This window comes from Bacteroides sp. PHL 2737, from assembly GCF_004115325.2.
Taxonomy (GTDB): Bacteria; Bacteroidota; Bacteroidia; order Bacteroidales; family Bacteroidaceae; genus Bacteroides; species Bacteroides hominis.
This window is the reverse complement of sequence record NZ_CP040630.1, coordinates 5,227,623-5,243,874: the sequence shown is the minus strand read 5'-3', so window position 1 is coordinate 5,243,874 and position 16,252 is coordinate 5,227,623. Positions and strand designations below refer to the sequence as shown.

15 protein-coding genes, 1 tRNA gene and 1 pseudogene are annotated in these 16,252 nt (G+C 43.0%); 7 read left to right on the top strand and 10 right to left on the bottom strand.

Going from position 1 to position 16,252, the window contains the following annotated elements:
* From DBK98_RS21775 to DBK98_RS21765, 3 genes are all read right to left on the bottom strand, one after another.
* Window positions 1-73, bottom strand: a tRNA-Trp gene (locus DBK98_RS21775).
* Window positions 74-138: 65 nt separating this feature from the next.
* The gene (locus DBK98_RS21770; RefSeq protein ID WP_005808101.1) at window positions 139-492 is read right to left on the bottom strand and encodes an arsenate reductase family protein; all 354 of its coding nucleotides are present in this window, start codon (window positions 490-492) and stop codon (window positions 139-141) included.
* Window positions 493-494: 2 nt separating this feature from the next.
* Window positions 495-1,085, bottom strand: a complete 591-nt coding sequence (locus DBK98_RS21765; RefSeq protein ID WP_005781007.1) for a uracil-DNA glycosylase family protein — start codon at window positions 1,083-1,085, stop codon at window positions 495-497.
* Window positions 1,086-1,192: 107 nt separating this feature from the next.
* On the opposite strand from DBK98_RS21765, the gene DBK98_RS21760 reads away from it, so the two are divergent.
* Window positions 1,193-1,900: a DUF5020 family protein gene (locus DBK98_RS21760; RefSeq protein WP_005781006.1), complete on the top strand. Its 708-nt coding sequence runs from the start codon at window positions 1,193-1,195 to the stop codon at window positions 1,898-1,900.
* A gap of 7 nt (window positions 1,901-1,907) precedes the next feature.
* Window positions 1,908-3,233 (top strand): nucleobase:cation symporter-2 family protein, encoded by a 1,326-nt coding sequence (locus tag DBK98_RS21755; RefSeq protein ID WP_032535469.1) that lies wholly within the window; start codon window positions 1,908-1,910, stop codon window positions 3,231-3,233.
* 54 nt (window positions 3,234-3,287) lie between these two features.
* Here DBK98_RS21755 and DBK98_RS21750 read toward each other — a convergent pair whose 3' ends face one another.
* The 5 genes from DBK98_RS21750 to DBK98_RS21730 all read right to left on the bottom strand — a co-directional run bounded on the left by DBK98_RS21750 (window position 3,288) and on the right by DBK98_RS21730 (window position 10,318).
* Entirely contained in the window at window positions 3,288-5,387 is a 2,100-nt protein-coding gene (locus DBK98_RS21750; RefSeq protein WP_005821526.1) for a KamA family radical SAM protein, read from the bottom strand.
* Window positions 5,388-5,399: 12 nt separating this feature from the next.
* Entirely contained in the window at window positions 5,400-7,112 is a 1,713-nt protein-coding gene (locus tag DBK98_RS21745) for an IS1182 family transposase (RefSeq protein ID WP_033572589.1), read from the bottom strand.
* A 152-nt stretch (window positions 7,113-7,264) separates the two neighbouring features.
* Window positions 7,265-7,903 (bottom strand): hypothetical protein, encoded by a 639-nt coding sequence (locus tag DBK98_RS21740; protein ID WP_005781003.1) that lies wholly within the window; start codon window positions 7,901-7,903, stop codon window positions 7,265-7,267.
* 101 nt (window positions 7,904-8,004) lie between these two features.
* Entirely contained in the window at window positions 8,005-9,384 is a 1,380-nt protein-coding gene (locus DBK98_RS21735; RefSeq protein WP_032531633.1) for a sodium:alanine symporter family protein, read from the bottom strand.
* A gap of 292 nt (window positions 9,385-9,676) precedes the next feature.
* Window positions 9,677-10,318 carry a helix-turn-helix domain-containing protein gene (locus DBK98_RS21730; protein WP_005781000.1) on the bottom strand — a complete coding sequence of 214 codons (642 nt, stop codon included), beginning with the start codon at window positions 10,316-10,318 and terminating at the stop codon, window positions 9,677-9,679.
* 148 nt (window positions 10,319-10,466) lie between these two features.
* Between DBK98_RS21730 and DBK98_RS21725 the strand changes: the two genes are divergently transcribed.
* Complete coding sequence (locus DBK98_RS21725) at window positions 10,467-10,643, top strand: histone H1 (protein WP_005780999.1); 177 nt, start codon at window positions 10,467-10,469, stop codon at window positions 10,641-10,643.
* A 140-nt stretch (window positions 10,644-10,783) separates the two neighbouring features.
* Here the strand turns inward: DBK98_RS21725 and msrB are convergent, their stop codons facing one another.
* A complete protein-coding gene (gene msrB, locus DBK98_RS21720; protein ID WP_005808092.1) occupies window positions 10,784-11,872 on the bottom strand; it encodes a peptide-methionine (R)-S-oxide reductase MsrB in 1,089 nt (362 codons plus the stop codon).
* Between the two features lie 171 nt (window positions 11,873-12,043).
* Between msrB and DBK98_RS21715 the strand changes: the two genes are divergently transcribed.
* From DBK98_RS21715 to DBK98_RS21705, 3 genes and pseudogenes are all read left to right on the top strand, one after another.
* Window positions 12,044-12,943 carry a YafY family protein gene (locus DBK98_RS21715; protein ID WP_032531632.1) on the top strand — a complete coding sequence of 300 codons (900 nt, stop codon included), beginning with the start codon at window positions 12,044-12,046 and terminating at the stop codon, window positions 12,941-12,943.
* A pseudogene (locus tag DBK98_RS21710) lies at window positions 12,940-14,205 on the top strand (putative DNA modification/repair radical SAM protein). Before DBK98_RS21715 ends, DBK98_RS21710 begins: the two are co-directional and overlap by 4 nt.
* A 7-nt stretch (window positions 14,206-14,212) precedes the next feature.
* On the top strand, window positions 14,213-14,986 hold the full coding sequence (locus tag DBK98_RS21705) for a TIGR03915 family putative DNA repair protein (protein WP_032531658.1): 774 nt from the start codon (window positions 14,213-14,215) through the stop codon (window positions 14,984-14,986).
* 2 nt (window positions 14,987-14,988) lie between these two features.
* Here the strand turns inward: DBK98_RS21705 and DBK98_RS21700 are convergent, their stop codons facing one another.
* Complete coding sequence (locus DBK98_RS21700; RefSeq protein ID WP_032531631.1) at window positions 14,989-15,657, bottom strand: MgtC/SapB family protein; 669 nt, start codon at window positions 15,655-15,657, stop codon at window positions 14,989-14,991.
* Between the two features lie 149 nt (window positions 15,658-15,806).
* On the opposite strand from DBK98_RS21700, the gene DBK98_RS21695 reads away from it, so the two are divergent.
* Window positions 15,807-16,178, top strand: a complete 372-nt coding sequence (locus tag DBK98_RS21695; RefSeq protein WP_005808086.1) for a DUF2809 domain-containing protein — start codon at window positions 15,807-15,809, stop codon at window positions 16,176-16,178.
* Window positions 16,179-16,252: the final 74 nt, after the last annotated feature.

The following is a 16,252-nucleotide window of genomic DNA, read 5'->3' as shown; positions in this document are numbered from 1 at the left end:
CACGGGAGGAGAGGCTCGAACTCCCGACACCCGGTTTTGGAGACCGGTGCTCTACCAACTGAGCTACTCCCGTGTTTGCGGCTGCAAAGGTAGAATAAACTTCTGAATTGGCAAGCTTTTATGCAAAGAAGTTGCTAATTATTTTAATTTTTCCCATTCTTCGGGTTTGAAGCCTACCAATACGAAATGGTCTGTTACTACTAATGGCCGTTTCACCAGTTTGCCGTTAGTGGCCAAAAGGGCGATCTGTTCTTCTTCGCTCATTGTCGGGAGCTTGCTGCTGAGCTTCAGCTCTTTATATACTACTCCGCTGGTGTTGAAAAACTTCTTAACGGGTAGTCCGCTCAATGGAATCCAGGCTTTCAACTCCTCTGTCGTGGGATTATCTTCCACTATAAGGCGGTTGGTATACTCAATTTTGTTTTCCGTCAGCCACTTTTTGGCTTTTTGGCAAGTACTGCATGCAGGATATTGCAAAAAAAGAGGTTTCATATTTATTCTATATTAAGCATTTGTAAATCTTGATACATGACACGGTAAGCTGCCGCTTTTTTATCCAGTGCCAATGGGTATGCCCGTGAAGAAGAAGGCATCCGGTATAGTCGCATCGGACGTCCTTCAAAAACAAATTCAGAGAAATCTCCCACTTTGGGTTCTCTCACTTCGAATTGTGTCCGGAGAGTGTCTGTTGCCTTTTGTCCTGTTGTGACGATGGCTTTGCATTCCGGAATTAACCTGAGGAGCCGGCTTATGTCAGTGGGCTGCACCACTTCCAGAAACTTATCGGAAGCATTGTCCTGTAATCGTCGGATGGATGATGCGGTATCGAACAGTGCTATTCCTTTGTCGTTAAGGAAGTCTGTTATCCGTTCACGACAAAAGGCCTTCCTGTTTTCGTTCAGAAAATAATCCTTGTTGTTGAAGAATAAAAGTCCGACGATTCTCCACATATCATTGTTCAGGTTCGGGTAATAAAAATCCATTGACCATCGCTTTTTCTGGGGCGGAAAACTTCCCAGCATCAGCAATCGGGCATTGGCCGGGAGAAAAGGTTCTAACGGGTGGTTTTCTATTTCTATGTCCATTATTCGCTATTTGATTGGGAACAAAAATAGTGATAATATCTATTTTATAGAAACGTACTCCCACGATTTTTAATTACTTTTGCGCCTTAATTCAAAAAACATTCAACATGAGAAGAACCGCTATTGCTATTTTCTGTCTGTTTATCTTGTCTGTCGGCGTCGGGTTAAAGGCACAGAACATCCAGTTGCATTATGATTTTGGACGTTCTTTGTATGATAAAGATTTAAAAGGTCGTCCTGTACTAACCTCTACTGTGGAGAAGTTTCATCCCGACAAGTGGGGAAGCACTTATTTCTTTGTCGATATGGATTATACCTCGGACGGAGTGGCTGCCGCTTATTGGGAAATAGCACGTGAATTGAAATTCTGGAAGAATCCATTTTCGGTACATGTGGAATATAACGGTGGACTTGCCAAAGGTTTTTCTTATAATAACGCCTATTTGGGTGGTGCAACATATACTTATAATAATGCTTCTTTTTCACGTGGATTTTCATTGTCGGTCCTGTATAAGTATATTCAGAAACATCGTTCTCCCCATAACTTTCAGTTGACCGGGACCTGGTACATGAATTTCAGCAGGAACCTGCTTACTTTCTCCGGATTTGCTGATTGGTGGCGCGAAGAGACGGCTTATGGCAAAACGATTTTTCTTACCGAACCTCAGTTTTGGGTGAATCTGAACCGTATAAAAGGTATCAGTGACAAGTTTAATCTGAGTGTAGGTTCAGAAGTCGAGCTGAGTAATAATTTCGGTGGACGCGATGGTTTTTATGTCATCCCTACACTGGCGCTAAAATGGACAATAAACTAAAAAACTGATGAAAACTGATTTGATATACGGTATTGAGGACCGTCCGCCGTTTAAAGATGCTTTATTTGCGGCATTGCAACATCTGCTTGCTATTTTTGTAGCTATTATTACTCCTCCGTTGATTATTGCCAGTGCTCTGAAACTGGATGTAGAGAAAACCGGATTTTTGGTATCGATGTCTCTTTTTGCTTCGGGAGTGTCTACTTTTATCCAGTGCCGACGTTTTGGCCCTATCGGGGCGAGACTGCTTTGTATACAAGGCACGAGCTTTTCGTTTATTGGTCCCATCATTGCTACGGGGCTTGTAGGCGGACTTCCTCTTATTTTTGGTGTCTGTATGGCGGCAGCTCCCATTGAAATGGTTATTAGTCGTACCTTCAAGTATATGCGCAATATCATCACTCCGCTGGTTTCGGGTATTGTGGTATTGCTTATCGGGTTGAGTCTGACAAAGGTAGGCATTGTTTCTTGTGGAGGTGGTTATGCTGCGATGGATAATGGAACATTTGCTTCTTGGGAGAACCTTTCGATTGCAGGTGTGGTTTTGCTCAGCGTTTTGTTTTTCAATCGTTGCAAAAATAAATATTTGCGTATGAGTTCTATTGTGCTGGGACTTTGTTTAGGATATGGGCTCGCTTTTGCTTTAGGAAAAGTAGATATGAGTGCTTTGAATGTAGAGATGTTGATGAGTTTTAATATTCCTCAGCCATTTAAATACGGACTTGATTTTAATGTGTCTTCTTTTATCGCTATCGGGCTGGTGTATATGATTACAGCTATTGAGGCGACCGGAGATGTGACGGCGAATTCAATGATTTCAGGTTTGAAGATTGAAGGTGACGACTACCTGAAACGGGTTTCGGGTGGTGTGATGGCCGATGGCTTTAATTCTTTCCTGGCAGGTATTTTCAACTCTTTCCCGAACTCTATTTTTGCGCAGAATAATGGAATTATTCAGCTGACAGGAGTAGCCAGTCGGTATGTGGGTTACTATATAGCGGCAATGCTGATTCTTTTAGGATTATTCCCGATTGTAGGAGCTGTTTTTTCGTTGATGCCGGACCCGGTGTTGGGCGGAGCTACTTTGTTGATGTTCGGAACTGTGGCAGCAGCCGGAATCCGTATCGTTTCGTCACAAAACATCGGACGTAAGGAGACATTGGTGCTGGCTGTCAGTCTTTCATTAGGGCTGGGAGTGGAATTGATGCCTGATGTATTGAGTCAGGCTCCCGAAGCTATCCGCAGTATCTTTTCGTCAGGTATCACTACCGGTGGCTTGACTGCGATTATAGCAAATATCGTAATTCGGGTGAAAGAGGAAGAAGAACGATGAATGATGAACAGTGAACGATAAACAGTTCATCGTTTATCGTTCACTGTTTATCGTTTATAATACTTCCAGATTACTCATCCGGTCTGTTGTGTGGAATTCAAATTCCGGATATTCATATAGTTTGAAGCGGGGCTCTGTTTCTCCTTCCGTATAGCTCCAGATGCTGGCATAGTCTTCCGGATCTTCCCCCATTTTGCTTAATTGCCTTAAATAAGCTGCGAGCGATTTATTTTCCACGATATATATTTTCCCCAACTTGTCAATAATAGAACTGTGGCGTCGGGTACTGTCATGGTCAAAGCGAAGGATGCGTTTACCTTCTTCGGTGATTCCCACCAGGTTGAATGTCATGCTCTTGCCGATAGCAGGCAGATTGAGTACGCTTCGGTCTGTAGCCATGAACGGTAGATGGTGTTTCTTCATGAAACGGCGTATACGGGCGGCTGTGTCTTCACCTGTTTCGAGAAGAGAATATAGTTCGTCAGCTTGTTCCGGAGTTAGTTTACCAAATGTTTTTTCCTCATGCTGTTCCTGCATCGACCGGCTGTTAGGTGTGAATACAGCATAATTTTCATTGAATCCTTTGACAGAGAAGGTATAGTAACAGACCACTCCCAGCGAGTTGAGCACTTGGCGTAGCCTTGTGGTATGTCCTCGTCGGGATGCTGCCACGGTATATACGAGCTGATTAGTGATAAGCCATCCGGCGGAAAGGATTTTCCGGATGGCTTCCCGGGTTTGTGGTGTCACCTCCAACGGGCTCTGGAAGTGGGTTTGAATTATAAATTGCTTCATTCCGATGGCAGAGGCTTTTTCTTTGAATTCTCTCAGAATCTCTATCAGTTCGTCATTGATGCGCATAGGCAGGTAAGCCAGTAATCTCGATCCTAAACGGACACGCTGTAATTCAGCGTATTTTTCTCCTTCCGGACGTTCTTGGTTTGCTTTTCGTTTTCGTGCGGCCATGCGATATACGGCTTCAAGAATGTTTCGCAAAGTCTTGTTCTGACTCATCAGAGCATCTCCTCCGGTAATCAATATATCTCGTAACTGGGTGTCTTCTTCAAAATAAGTCATCAACCTGCGTAGTTTCTTATCCCAACTTTCTTTAGGGCGGAGCGCGTCGAATTCAAAATTCAGTCGTTCGCTTTGGAAGTCGTACATACGTTGACATGAAGCGCACAGTCCTCCGCAGGCACGTCCCATTGTATCGGGAATCAGGATAGCTACTTCCGGATAGCGACGGTGAATGTTATGCCCGTCCGGTAATAGCCATCCCGCAGCGTTCGGTTTTCCGGCTTCTACAATATCTTCGCGCTCCCAGGCACGGATATTGCCGTAGGTTTCCACCAAACGGGGTGAATAGAGGATGTAGCTTCGGATAGCTTCGTCATTGTATCCTTCACCGTTGGTGTTGAGCAAAGAAAGATAATAGGGCGTGGCGAAGAAAGGCATCCCTTTTTTACGGGCTCTGGACAATAAATACATTGTTTCGCTGGAAAGAGAATTTCCGAGGAAGCGGTTGAGTTCGGCAGGAGTTTTGATAGCCATCGAAAGGTGGAAGCGGAAATCATCCCACCACCGGCAGACCTGATGGTATTTCTCCTCATAACTCAATCCTTCTTCAAAGTGGAACCGGGAGGATGGCTTTGATTTCCGGTTCTCTATTTTCTGTATCAGCAGATGCAGCATTCGTTCTTTGTTTTCGGTGCGTAGCTCTATCACGTCTTCGTCCAGTCCGGTGGCCCAGCGTTCGGTTCTGTTTTTGATTCGTTGCGGAGAGGGTAGGGGCATTTCCGGGTCCTCCAGTCTTTTGAAGAGGTTATACAGATCCAGGAACAAGTCAGTAGGCATTTCTGCATTTTCCAGATTCCCGGTCAAGAAGCGTCGGAGAAGGGATAAGGTCTGTATTTGCATATCCTGTTCGTTAGACAATTCATGAACTGTCTTTCCGTCGTAGTTGATAAGGAGTCGAATTTGCTCACCCGCTTTGTTCCCTCCGGATATGTGAGAAGCAAGGAACTCTTGCAGGTGGCTTTTAAAGTCTGTGTCATCAAGACTTTGCCGGGCCATTGCTGTGAGTTCGGGTAACTCCTGACAGTATAGTTGACGGATTTGGGAAAGTGTGAGTGAAAGCATTTTCTTTTGTTTCATACGCGATTGTTTTTAAGTTGTTAAAATTGAAATATTTGCATAAATATAATAAAAAAGAGGGTGTCCGAAAAGGGTACCCTCTAACTTTTTTCTTTTTTTGTGATTTATCCAACAACTTATAAAAATGCCCCTCATGAAACTCAATTTTCTCCCTTTATCAGTCTTATAATCCTTTCCATCCCTCCCTTTCTTAGCCTTTTTCTGCTTGCAGATCATTTTTCCGATGTTAAATGCAATAGCCAATATTCCAAAGTCCATGACAATCTTCTCCAAGCCTTTATGCCTGAACCTCTTGTACTCTTTATTCCATTTTATTTGCCCGAAGACCGCTTCCACCTCCACCGGTCTTTTGCTCCTATGTTCAAGCCCTTTTGATGAAGTGAGTTTCTCACGTGCCAGTTGCTTGTACCGCCTTAATTTATGATTCACCTTGATCTCCCTGTTTCCTCTCCCTTTGTGACATTTATTTTGTAGGGGACATCCCTGACAGTTCTTAGCACGGTAAACACTTATTTCACTTTCATATCCATTATCATTGACAGCCTTTATCGTGTAGGCAAATTTCATATACTGTCCCATCGGACATACAAAGTAATCTTCCGGTTCGTTATAATACAAATTATCTTGTTTGGAGATGTCACATTTCCATTTTTTTGTTTGTTCCATATGAAAATAATTATATTTCACATAAGCGCTTATACCGAAGCGTTCCATAAACTCATAATTTTCCTCACTTCCATATCCGGCATCCGCACAAACCTCTTTCATGAACCGGCAGTATCTCATCCGGCCATACAATAGAAATGAAATCAACGTCAACGTATCACCCGGATTGTGATAGAAAGCATAGTTTGTTATGAACTGGTTTTCCGTGGATATCTGTAGATTATATCCCGGTTTAAGCTGACCGTTCCTCATGTGGTCTTCTTTCATGCGCATAAAAGTCGCATCAGGATCTGTTTTGGAATAGCTGTTTCTTTCCCCCATTATTTCCAAGTGTTTCTCATATTCCTGCAGCTTAGGTAAGTACTCCTCATTAAGCTTTTTAATCTGACGAAGTTCACGTTTATTGCGGTTCTCCAGATTAATGGCATCTATTTTTTCTTTCAGAGCATGGCTGTCAATAGGAAGAGTTGATTCTCCAGGAGCGGTGTTGTCACCGAGAATACCCTCATCAATTTGAGAAAGTATACATTGAATCTTATTTTCCAGACGATCCTTATACTTTTCCACACTTTTGCGCCAGACGAAAGTATAACGGTTGGCTGCCGACTCCATCTTGGTCCCGTCGATATATTGTTTTTCCAGGCTGATATATCCCAACTCAACAAGCATGAGCACAATCTGAGTGAACAAACTGTGGATACAACTCTTCAAACGCTTGCTGCGGAAATCATTGATGGTACGGAAGTCGGGAGTGGACTTGCCCGAAAGCCACATGTAAAGGATGTTCTCCTGAAGTAGACGTGCTATCTTACGACAAGAGTACACATTGTTCAGGTAGGCGAAGAACAACACTTTCAAAAGCATGCGGGGATAATAAGCAGGACAACCACCACCCTTATAAGTAGATAACAACGGACTGATGTCAAGCTTATCAACAATCTGGTTGACAAGCCGGACCGGAGCATCCGAAGAAATATTTTCATCAAGACGGCAAGGAAATAAGGAATCCATACCTTGAGAATACTCCTTAAATTGTATATTTGCACTATCGATTAACATGCTCTAAGATAAACATTTTAGAGCAAATTAAAAAGTCCGAGCTTGGGAAAGTTCGGACTTTTACATAAAAAAAGAGGGTACCCTTTTCGGACACCCTCTTGCTATTCGTGCTATTCTTTACGATTCTTTTTTGTTTAATAACATTCAGCTTTTCATTTTGTTTTTGCTTCTTCGTCCTTGTGTTTAGGCTCCTTTTTAGCCAACAAGACAATGTTATAAACGTACTCTGACATCCATTGTTCCGAGAATCCGAGACGTTCTTTGTATTGACGTACAGCCGCTGCCGTTTTGTGTACGTCATCTGCTTTCCATACCGTTTTGGTACATACATCATGTACTGTCTTTTCTGTCATGGAGCGCAGGGCCTTTTTAAATAGGGCCGGCATACGGAATTTCCATTGCATCAGGTTGCCCATCAGCATCATCAGGTCGCTTGAGAATCCCTGATACATGAAAAGGTATGCTTGTACATCGTTTTGCGTACGGCAGTTTTTTTTGATAGATGTGTCTATCTCTTTAAAGAATGATTCACTGATGCCGTAATCCTGCATCAGCATCTTGCGGGATGCCGATTTCTCGGCTAATCCTAACTTACCTCCTTGCGTGGCTACTTTGAACAAACGTTTGAAGTTGGCTACATCCGGCAGGAAGCGGATATTTGTGATACCCAAATTTACTGCAATTACAGATTGAAAATATACACGTGTCAGTGATACGAAGTCTTCGACATTGCCCACTACTTTTGCGTCAGCGTCGGCTTGTTTTTTGAATAAGTTAGCGAATATGCTCATAAGTCATTTGGTCAATTTATAGATTGAGGCTGCAAATTTACTAAATAACTTGTTAAATTGCTACAGATTATATGGATAACATCTATTCTTTTTGAGGTACTTTACCAACATTCGATGTCCTGCTCTATGTCTTTCATTTTGTTTTTGGTGAATACCGGACTTTGGATGCCCGCTTTCTTCTGTTCACGATAGTCCTGCAATAAGCGGAAAGCATATTTTCCGAGGAAGGAAATTGCTATCAGGTTGCAGACAGCCATTAATCCCATGGTAATATCTGCCAGTCCCCATACGAAGTCGAGTGTGGACATGGCACCTACCCATACCATGGCGCCTACCAATATCCGGTAGAGGTATACCACCCATCTCCTGTGGGTAAGATAGCGGATGTTTGCTTCACCGTAATAATAATTTCCAATGATACTGCTGAACGCAAAAAAGAAGAGAGCGATTGCCACAAAAATACCTCCGAGGCTCCCTATTTCATTGTTCAGTGCATGCTGGGTAAGTTGCACTCCATTGGTCGAACCGTCGAGCGGAGCACCACTGAAAAGAATGATAAATGCCGTACACGAACAGATGATAAGTGTATCTGTAAAAACTCCTAAAGTCTGGATCAGGCCCTGCTTGACGGGATGTGACACGTATGCTGTGGCGGCTGCATTGGGTGCGGAACCCATACCGGCTTCATTGCTGAACAGGCCCCGTTTGATGCCTTGCATCAGAGCAGCTCCCATACCGCCTCCCAAAGCTTGTTGCCAACCAAAAGCATGACTGATGATGGTTTCGATAACACCTGGCAGATGCGTGATGTTCAGGAGTACAATGGCCAGTGCCAGCCCTACATATCCCAGTGCCATAATGGGGACAATGATGCTGCTTACTTTGGCGATGCGCTGGATGCCTCCGAAGATGATCAATAAAGTGAGTCCGGTCAGGATGATTCCCATCGGTATGTGGTTGATGCCGAATGCATGCTCTACAGCCGCACAAATGGTATTACTCTGTACCGAATTGAAAGCGAAACCGAAAGTAATGGTAATTAGTATGGCAAAAAGAATTCCCATCCATGGCTTCTTCAATCCCTTCTTCATGTAATAAGCAGGACCTCCTATAAATGATTCCTTTCCTTTTTCTTTATATAACTGTGCAAGGGTAGATTCGACAAAAGCACTTGATGCTCCTAACAAGGCAATGACCCACATCCAGAATATCGCACCCGGTCCGCCTACGGCAATAGCTGTAGCTACGCCTGCAAGATTTCCTGTCCCGACACGACTTGCCAGTGATATGGCGAAAGCCTGGAATGAAGAAATATGTTTTTCTCCGTTCTCCTCTTTTCCGCCGGAATCTTTCAGAAGACGTACCATTTCGCCAATCATCCGGAATTGTACGAAACGGGTTTTAAGCGTGAACCAAACGGCGCACCCCAACAGCATTGCGATAAGGATGTAGGTCCATAATATATCGTTAATCAGATCCATGTCTTTGTTAATTAACCCATCGGTGTATTGTTCTATGGTTCATCCGGCCGATACGTAGTTGAACCATCGTTTTAATAATGTTGATAATCAGTAGATTATATTTACCTGCTTTTTTCTCGGTGTGTAAATCTATTTACTTCGGCGTGTAAAAGCATTTACCTCGGCATGTAAATCCATTTACCTCGGTATGTAAAAGCATTTACCTCGGCATGTAAATGGAACTGGCATTCAAGGCAGCAGATGCTCTCCCTTAGGGTGCGCGTCAAAACACCGTATTCTCCGGCCCCCCCTTCTATTTCAGTCGGAAGTAGAATTTGTGGTTTTCGAATATTGGTTCCACAATGTCGAACCGGATCAACTTAGCCAATAAATGCTCTGCGGCTCGTCGGGAAATACCTGCTTGCCGGCAATAGCGATTCAGTGAGAGTGAGGTGTTTTTTTCCAGTAAGTCGAGTAATAACTGTTCTCGCTCGGTATATTGGATCAGTTCACCTGCCGGATTTCCACTTTGCTGCCAAATGCGCAGATGTACCGGAGTAGCCAGGATATTCTCGTCTTTAATGCGGATATATGCCAGTGGTTTACCGGTTTCATCCTTGGCATAAACAGGCTTGTTCTCACTTTCCTCTATTTGTACGACTAATACAGAACGTCCCTCGACGTGAAATGTTTGCATGGAATAATGCACTTTCGGCTGACAGTAAAGTTGGGCAGCTGCTTCTATCATGTATTTTTCTTCGTCCGAACGTACACCGGCAATTTTCCCATTGTCTTTTACTCCGATCAACAACCGTCCTCCATCGGTGTTGGCAAAGGCCGACAGCGTTTTGGCAATCTTGCGGGCATCGGATATTTCAAATTTAAAGTCTTGTTGCTGATGCTCCCCTTCGGCTATCAATGCGTGTATGTAATCAGTATCTGTAAGCGGTTTCATGCTTGCAAAAGTAGATAAAAAAGACTAAACCTTATTTTTTTGCCGATTTTTAGCCGATAATTTCAAAAAAAATATCGTTTTTATGCGTTTATTTCGGGAAAGGATGTATTTTTGCCCATCATTATTAACGAAGAAATAAATAAGGATTATGAAAGAATTAGTAGAAAAGATTGCTACTTTGGTAGCTGAGTTCAACAAAGATGCAAATGCTCAGATCGAAAATGGTAACAAAGCTGCAGGAACTCGTGCCCGTAAAGCTTCATTGGAAATCGAAAAAGCAATGAAAGAATTCCGTAAAGTATCTTTAGAAGAATCAAAGAAGTAATCTTACGAATAGAAGAAAATGAAAAGCCGGTCTCAGTTTTGTGACCGGCTTTTTTATTTTACAGAAACTAAACTTGTATCTATTGGCAGAAATAGTAAATTAGCAGGTATCCTCTTTTTTTGCAGATACTGTTTCCTCTTTTATTTCTGAGGTAAAAGTTTCAAGTATTCTCCATATCCTTCTTCCTGCATTTTCTCTTTGGGGATGAAGCGTAAGGATGCACTGTTGATACAATAGCGCAATCCTCCTTTGTCTTTGGGACCATCGGTGAAAACATGTCCCAGATGTGCGTCTCCCGTTTTACTCCGTACCTCCGTCCGCACCATTCCGTGTGAGGTATCCGTCTTTTCTTTCACTGACTCTTTTTCGATCGGTTTGGTGAAGCTGGGCCAACCACATCCGGAATCGAACTTATCTGTTGAAATAAAAAGGGGCTCTCCGGTGGTGATATCTACGTAGATGCCATCTCGTTTTTCATTCCAGTATTCGTTATGGAAGGCTGGTTCGGTTGCATTCTTTTGTGTGACGGCATATTGTTCGGCTGTCAGCTTGTTGCGAAGTGTGGCATCATCCGGCTTTTTATAACTTGCCTGTGGTGTTTCGGCACCCTGTGCATTGGCCTTCTTTGCCAATTCAAAGAGTGCCGGATTTATGTGGCAGTATCCTCCGGGATTCTTATCCAGATAATCCTGATGGTATTCCTCTGCTTTATAGAAATTGGACAAAGGCTTCACTTCCACTATAATAGGTTTAGAGTATTCTTTGGCCAATTCACCGATGGCGCTCCGGATTGCAGGCAGATCTGCTTCGTCCGTATAATAGATACCGGTGCGGTATTGTGTTCCACGGTCATTTCCCTGCCGGTTCAGGCTTGTGGGATCAATCGTTTTAAAAAACAGGTCAATCAAAAGTTTCAGTGACACTTCTTGTGGGTTATAGTCCACTTTAACGGTTTCCGCAAAATTGGTTTTCCCTGTACATACCTGTTGATAGGTTGGGTTGGCAATGTTTCCATTGGCATATCCGGTCTGGGTTGACTTTACTCCTCTGATTTGTTTCAGGAAATGTTCAGTTCCCCAAAAGCAGCCGCCCGCAAAATATATCTCACTCTGATTTTTCATACTTTTTTTCTCCTGTTTTTGTTGATAAATCCATTGTACGCCTTGTGCATAGCCGGTATAAATGATACCTGCCAACAGCACGACAAATATAGTGAACTTCTTTTTCATAATCCTTGGTCTCTTTTATAAATAACAAATGAACATCAATTTCTGATTATTAAGAACTGTTGTATCCTTCCATAAAGTGGTTAAAAAGAGATTATCTTTTGTTCTTTCAAGGGATTGTGCTTACTTTTGGCATAAACATTCTATTGCTTTGCAGCAGAAAAAGAGTTCAGTATGGCAAAACAACAATTCAATAAACTAATTTGGCTGGTGGATACGATCTTTCGGAACGGACCTGTGACATTCGCCGAAATCAACCGTCGCTGGCGGGCGGGAGACGGTAGCCGTGTGGATATTCCTTTGCGGACTTTCCACAACCATCGACAAGCTATCGAGGAGATGTTCGACATCAACATTGAATGCGATAAGCGGGATAATACCTATTATATAGCAGATGCCGAGGGTATGTTGGGCGATAAGTTGAAGATGTGGTTACTGAATAGTTTTTCATTAAACAATGTACTGCAAGAAAATGTAGATATGAAGAACCGGATTGTGTTTGAAGAAGTTCCTTCAGGAATACAATTTATGGATACCATTATCAATGCTATGCGTAGCGGGAATGTGCTTGTTATGGAATATCAGGCATATAATTGGGAGCAATCCAAGAGTGTATTGCTTGAACCTTATTTCCTGAAACTTTTTCGGCACCGTTGGTACCTGATAGGAGTGAATCGGGAATATAAGGCTTTCCGTTCTTATTCTCTCGACCGGGTCAGGGAGATCAGCCTTTCAGAAGATACTTTCAGTTTTCCGCGTAAATTCACTCCCCAAGATCATTTCCGCAATAGTTTTGGTATTATTCGAGATGAGAGTCTGCTTCCTCAGCGCACAGTACTTAGGGCCACAATTTCGCAGGCACCATATCTGAGAAACCTTCCTTTACACTCCAGTCAGAAGGAAATTGCTGTTACCGGGAATTACGTTGATTTTGAGTTGTATATATCACATACGTATGATTTTGTACAGGAGTTGTTGTCTAAGGGAGCGGCATTGGAGGTGTTGGAGCCCCGGTCATTAAGGGATACGATAAAAGATGAGATAAGAAATATGCAAACCCTTTATCACTTATGAATGCGAATGTACTTGAAAAACTGAAGATACTGGCAGAGTCGGCCAAGTATGATGTTTCTTGTGCTTCCAGTGGTACGGTGCGCTCCAACAAACCCGGCATGTTGGGCAATACTGTGGGAGGCTGGGGCATCTGTCATAGTTTTGCGGAAGACGGTCGCTGCATTTCGCTATTAAAGGTGATGCTCACCAACTATTGTATATATGATTGTGCTTATTGCATCAATCGGAGAAGTAACGACTTGCCCAGAGCTACGCTTTCCGTATCCGAACTGGTAGATCTGACGATTGAGTTTTATCGCCGGAATTATATTGAAGGACTGTTTTTAAGCTCTGGTGTGGTGCGTAACCCTGACTATACCATGGAGCGTCTGGTACGTGTGGCAAAAGATTTGCGTGAAGTGCACCGTTTTAATGGATATATCCACTTGAAAAGCATTCCCGGAGCCAGCCGTGAACTGGTGAATGAAGCCGGGCGTTATGCCGACCGCCTGAGTGTGAATGTGGAGATACCTAAAGAAGAGAATCTGAAACTGCTGGCTCCGGAAAAAGATCATAAGAGCGTGTTTGCACCGATGCTTTATATCTAGCAAGGGGTACTGGAGAGTAGTGAAGAACGGAAAAAGTTTCGCTATGCTCCTCGTTTTGCTCCGGCAGGGCAGAGTACACAAATGATTGTCGGTGCCACAGCCGAAACTGATAAGGATATCCTTTTTCTCTCTTCGGCTCTTTACCAACGCCCTACGATGAAACGGGTTTATTACTCCGGTTATGTATCAGTGAATACATACGATACCCGTTTGCCGGCACTTAAGCAACCTCCTCTGGTACGCGAAAACCGCCTTTATCAGGCGGATTGGCTGATGCGTTTTTATCAGTTTAAGGTTGATGAAATTGTGGATGACGCTTATCCCGATCTTGATTTGGAGATAGATCCCAAGTTGTCTTGGGCGTTGCGTCATCCGGAACAGTTTCCTGTCGATATCAATAGAGCGGATTATGAAATGATACTCCGTGTTCCGGGAATAGGAGTGAAATCAGCTAAATTGATTGTTGCTTCTCGCCGCTACTCAAAGTTGGGATATTATCAACTTAAAAAGATAGGTGTGGTCATGAAAAAAGCACAATACTTTATTACTTGCAGTGAATTGCCTGTACGGACAGTGAATGAGATGACGCCACAGACCGTACGCAGCCTGTTGCTGCCTAAGCCTGTTAGGAAAAAGACGGATGAAAATCAGTTGTCGTTTGTTTTTTCCGATTGAGATTGTTATGACTCTTTTTATTTACGATAAAACGCTTGATGGCTTGTTGACAGCAGTATTTGATGCTTATTACCGCAAGACTTTCCCCGATGTTTTACTTACGGATGGGGAGGCGTTGCCACTTTTTTATGATGAAGTTTTTACGGTTATTACCGATGACGAAAAGGCAGGACGTGTCTGGCGGGGATTGCAAAAAAAAGTATCGGCGTCTGCACTTTCGGCCATTACCTGGTGTTGGCTGTCGGAATTGCCCGAGGTGGGTTTACTCCTGTTCCGGTACATCCGTAAAGCCATTGATTCCCCTGTATCCATTGAAACGAATTTTGGTGATCCGGATGTACTTGCCCTTTCCAGGATATGGAAACGAGTGGATTGGGAGCGGTTGCGTATGTTGCAGTTCGTACGCTTTCAGAAAGCAGCGGATGGCACTTTCTTTGCTGCTTTTGAACCTCAGCACAACGCATTACCATTGACGGTTGCTCACTTTAAAGATCGGTTTGCCGATCAGCGGTGGCTGATTTATGATATGAAACGGCGTTATGGGTTTTATTATGACCTGCATACAGTGGAAGAGGTGACGTTTGATCAGGATACCCCAGCCGCCCACCTGGTTACCGGTATGCTCGACGAAAGTCTGATGGATAAAGACGAAAAACTGTTTCAGCAGCTTTGGAAGACTTATTTTAAATCTATCACGATCAGAGAGAGGCTGAATCCCCGGAAACACAAGCAAGATATGCCGGTACGTTATTGGAAGTATATCACTGAGAAACAGAAATGACCTTATTCAATCCGTTCTACTGTGACCTCGGGAAACTCCTGTATCAATGATAATAAATGCCCTTCGTCATTGTTCCGTTTGGACTTAATGACCATAGTCACCTGATAAGTTTCTATTCCTCCGTGTTCTTGCTTATCCATCTGATACGACACTATCAGATAATCCTTGGAGTTAAAACGGTCCGCTATTCCTTTCAATACTTGTTTATTGTCGGTGGAGAATGTAATCATCGAACTTTTCATCCCTATACTTTTGAACAAGTAGCTTAATACTTCAAGACCCACGAGAGTCAGTACCATGGCGGCAATGCCTATAACGTACATGCCCGCACCTACTGCCAGACCGATTCCCGCTGTCGCCCAGATACCGGCCGCTGTGGTCAGTCCCCGCACTATCTGCTTTTGGAAGATAATTGTTCCGGCACCGATGAAGCCAATGCCACTTACTACCTGCGCCGCTACACGACTTGGGTCGAGCGTAACACTATCCTCTTTTATTATCTCTTGAAAGCCATATTGGGAAACGATCATTATCAGTGCACTTCCCAGTGAAACCAGGAAGTGTGTGCGATAGCCGGCTTCCTTGGCACGGTATTCTCTATCCAGACCGATGACGGCACCCAAGATGCCGGCAACCAATAATCTTAATACAAAATCGAAGTTCAACATTATACGAAAATCTCCTTTCTGTCTTTATTCCAATAATTTATTCGTAACCTAAAGATACGATTGTTTTTAGAAATAACGTATATTCGCAGCTAAAAGATTATTTCTTTCGGAAAGACTATATATTCAGTACTGCATAAAACTTAAAACACACAATGAATAAAAGACTTTTTTATTTGATTGGCTTTGCTATAATATTGGCAGTTGAAATCATAATCGGTATGTATGTTCACGATCGTTTTGTACGTCCTTATATGGGTGATGCATTGGTTGTTGTGTTGATTTATTGCTTTATACGGATTTTTATTCCGAAAGGTTTATCTCAATTACCTTTCTATGTATTTGCTTTTGCCTGTTTTATTGAGGTTCTTCAGTACTTCCAGTTAGTCGATGTGTTGGGAATAACGAACCCTGTGACCCGTATTATACTTGGGTCTACTTTCGATTTGAAAGATATAGTCAGTTATGCCGGCGGATATGTATTTATTCTGTTGGTGGAACGTTTTTGGGGTAAGAAAGGAAAATAAGAACGGTTTTTCTGCTTGTTTTGTAAATTCTTTGAAATAAGTAGGCTTCGTTTATAAATTATTATGTAATTTTG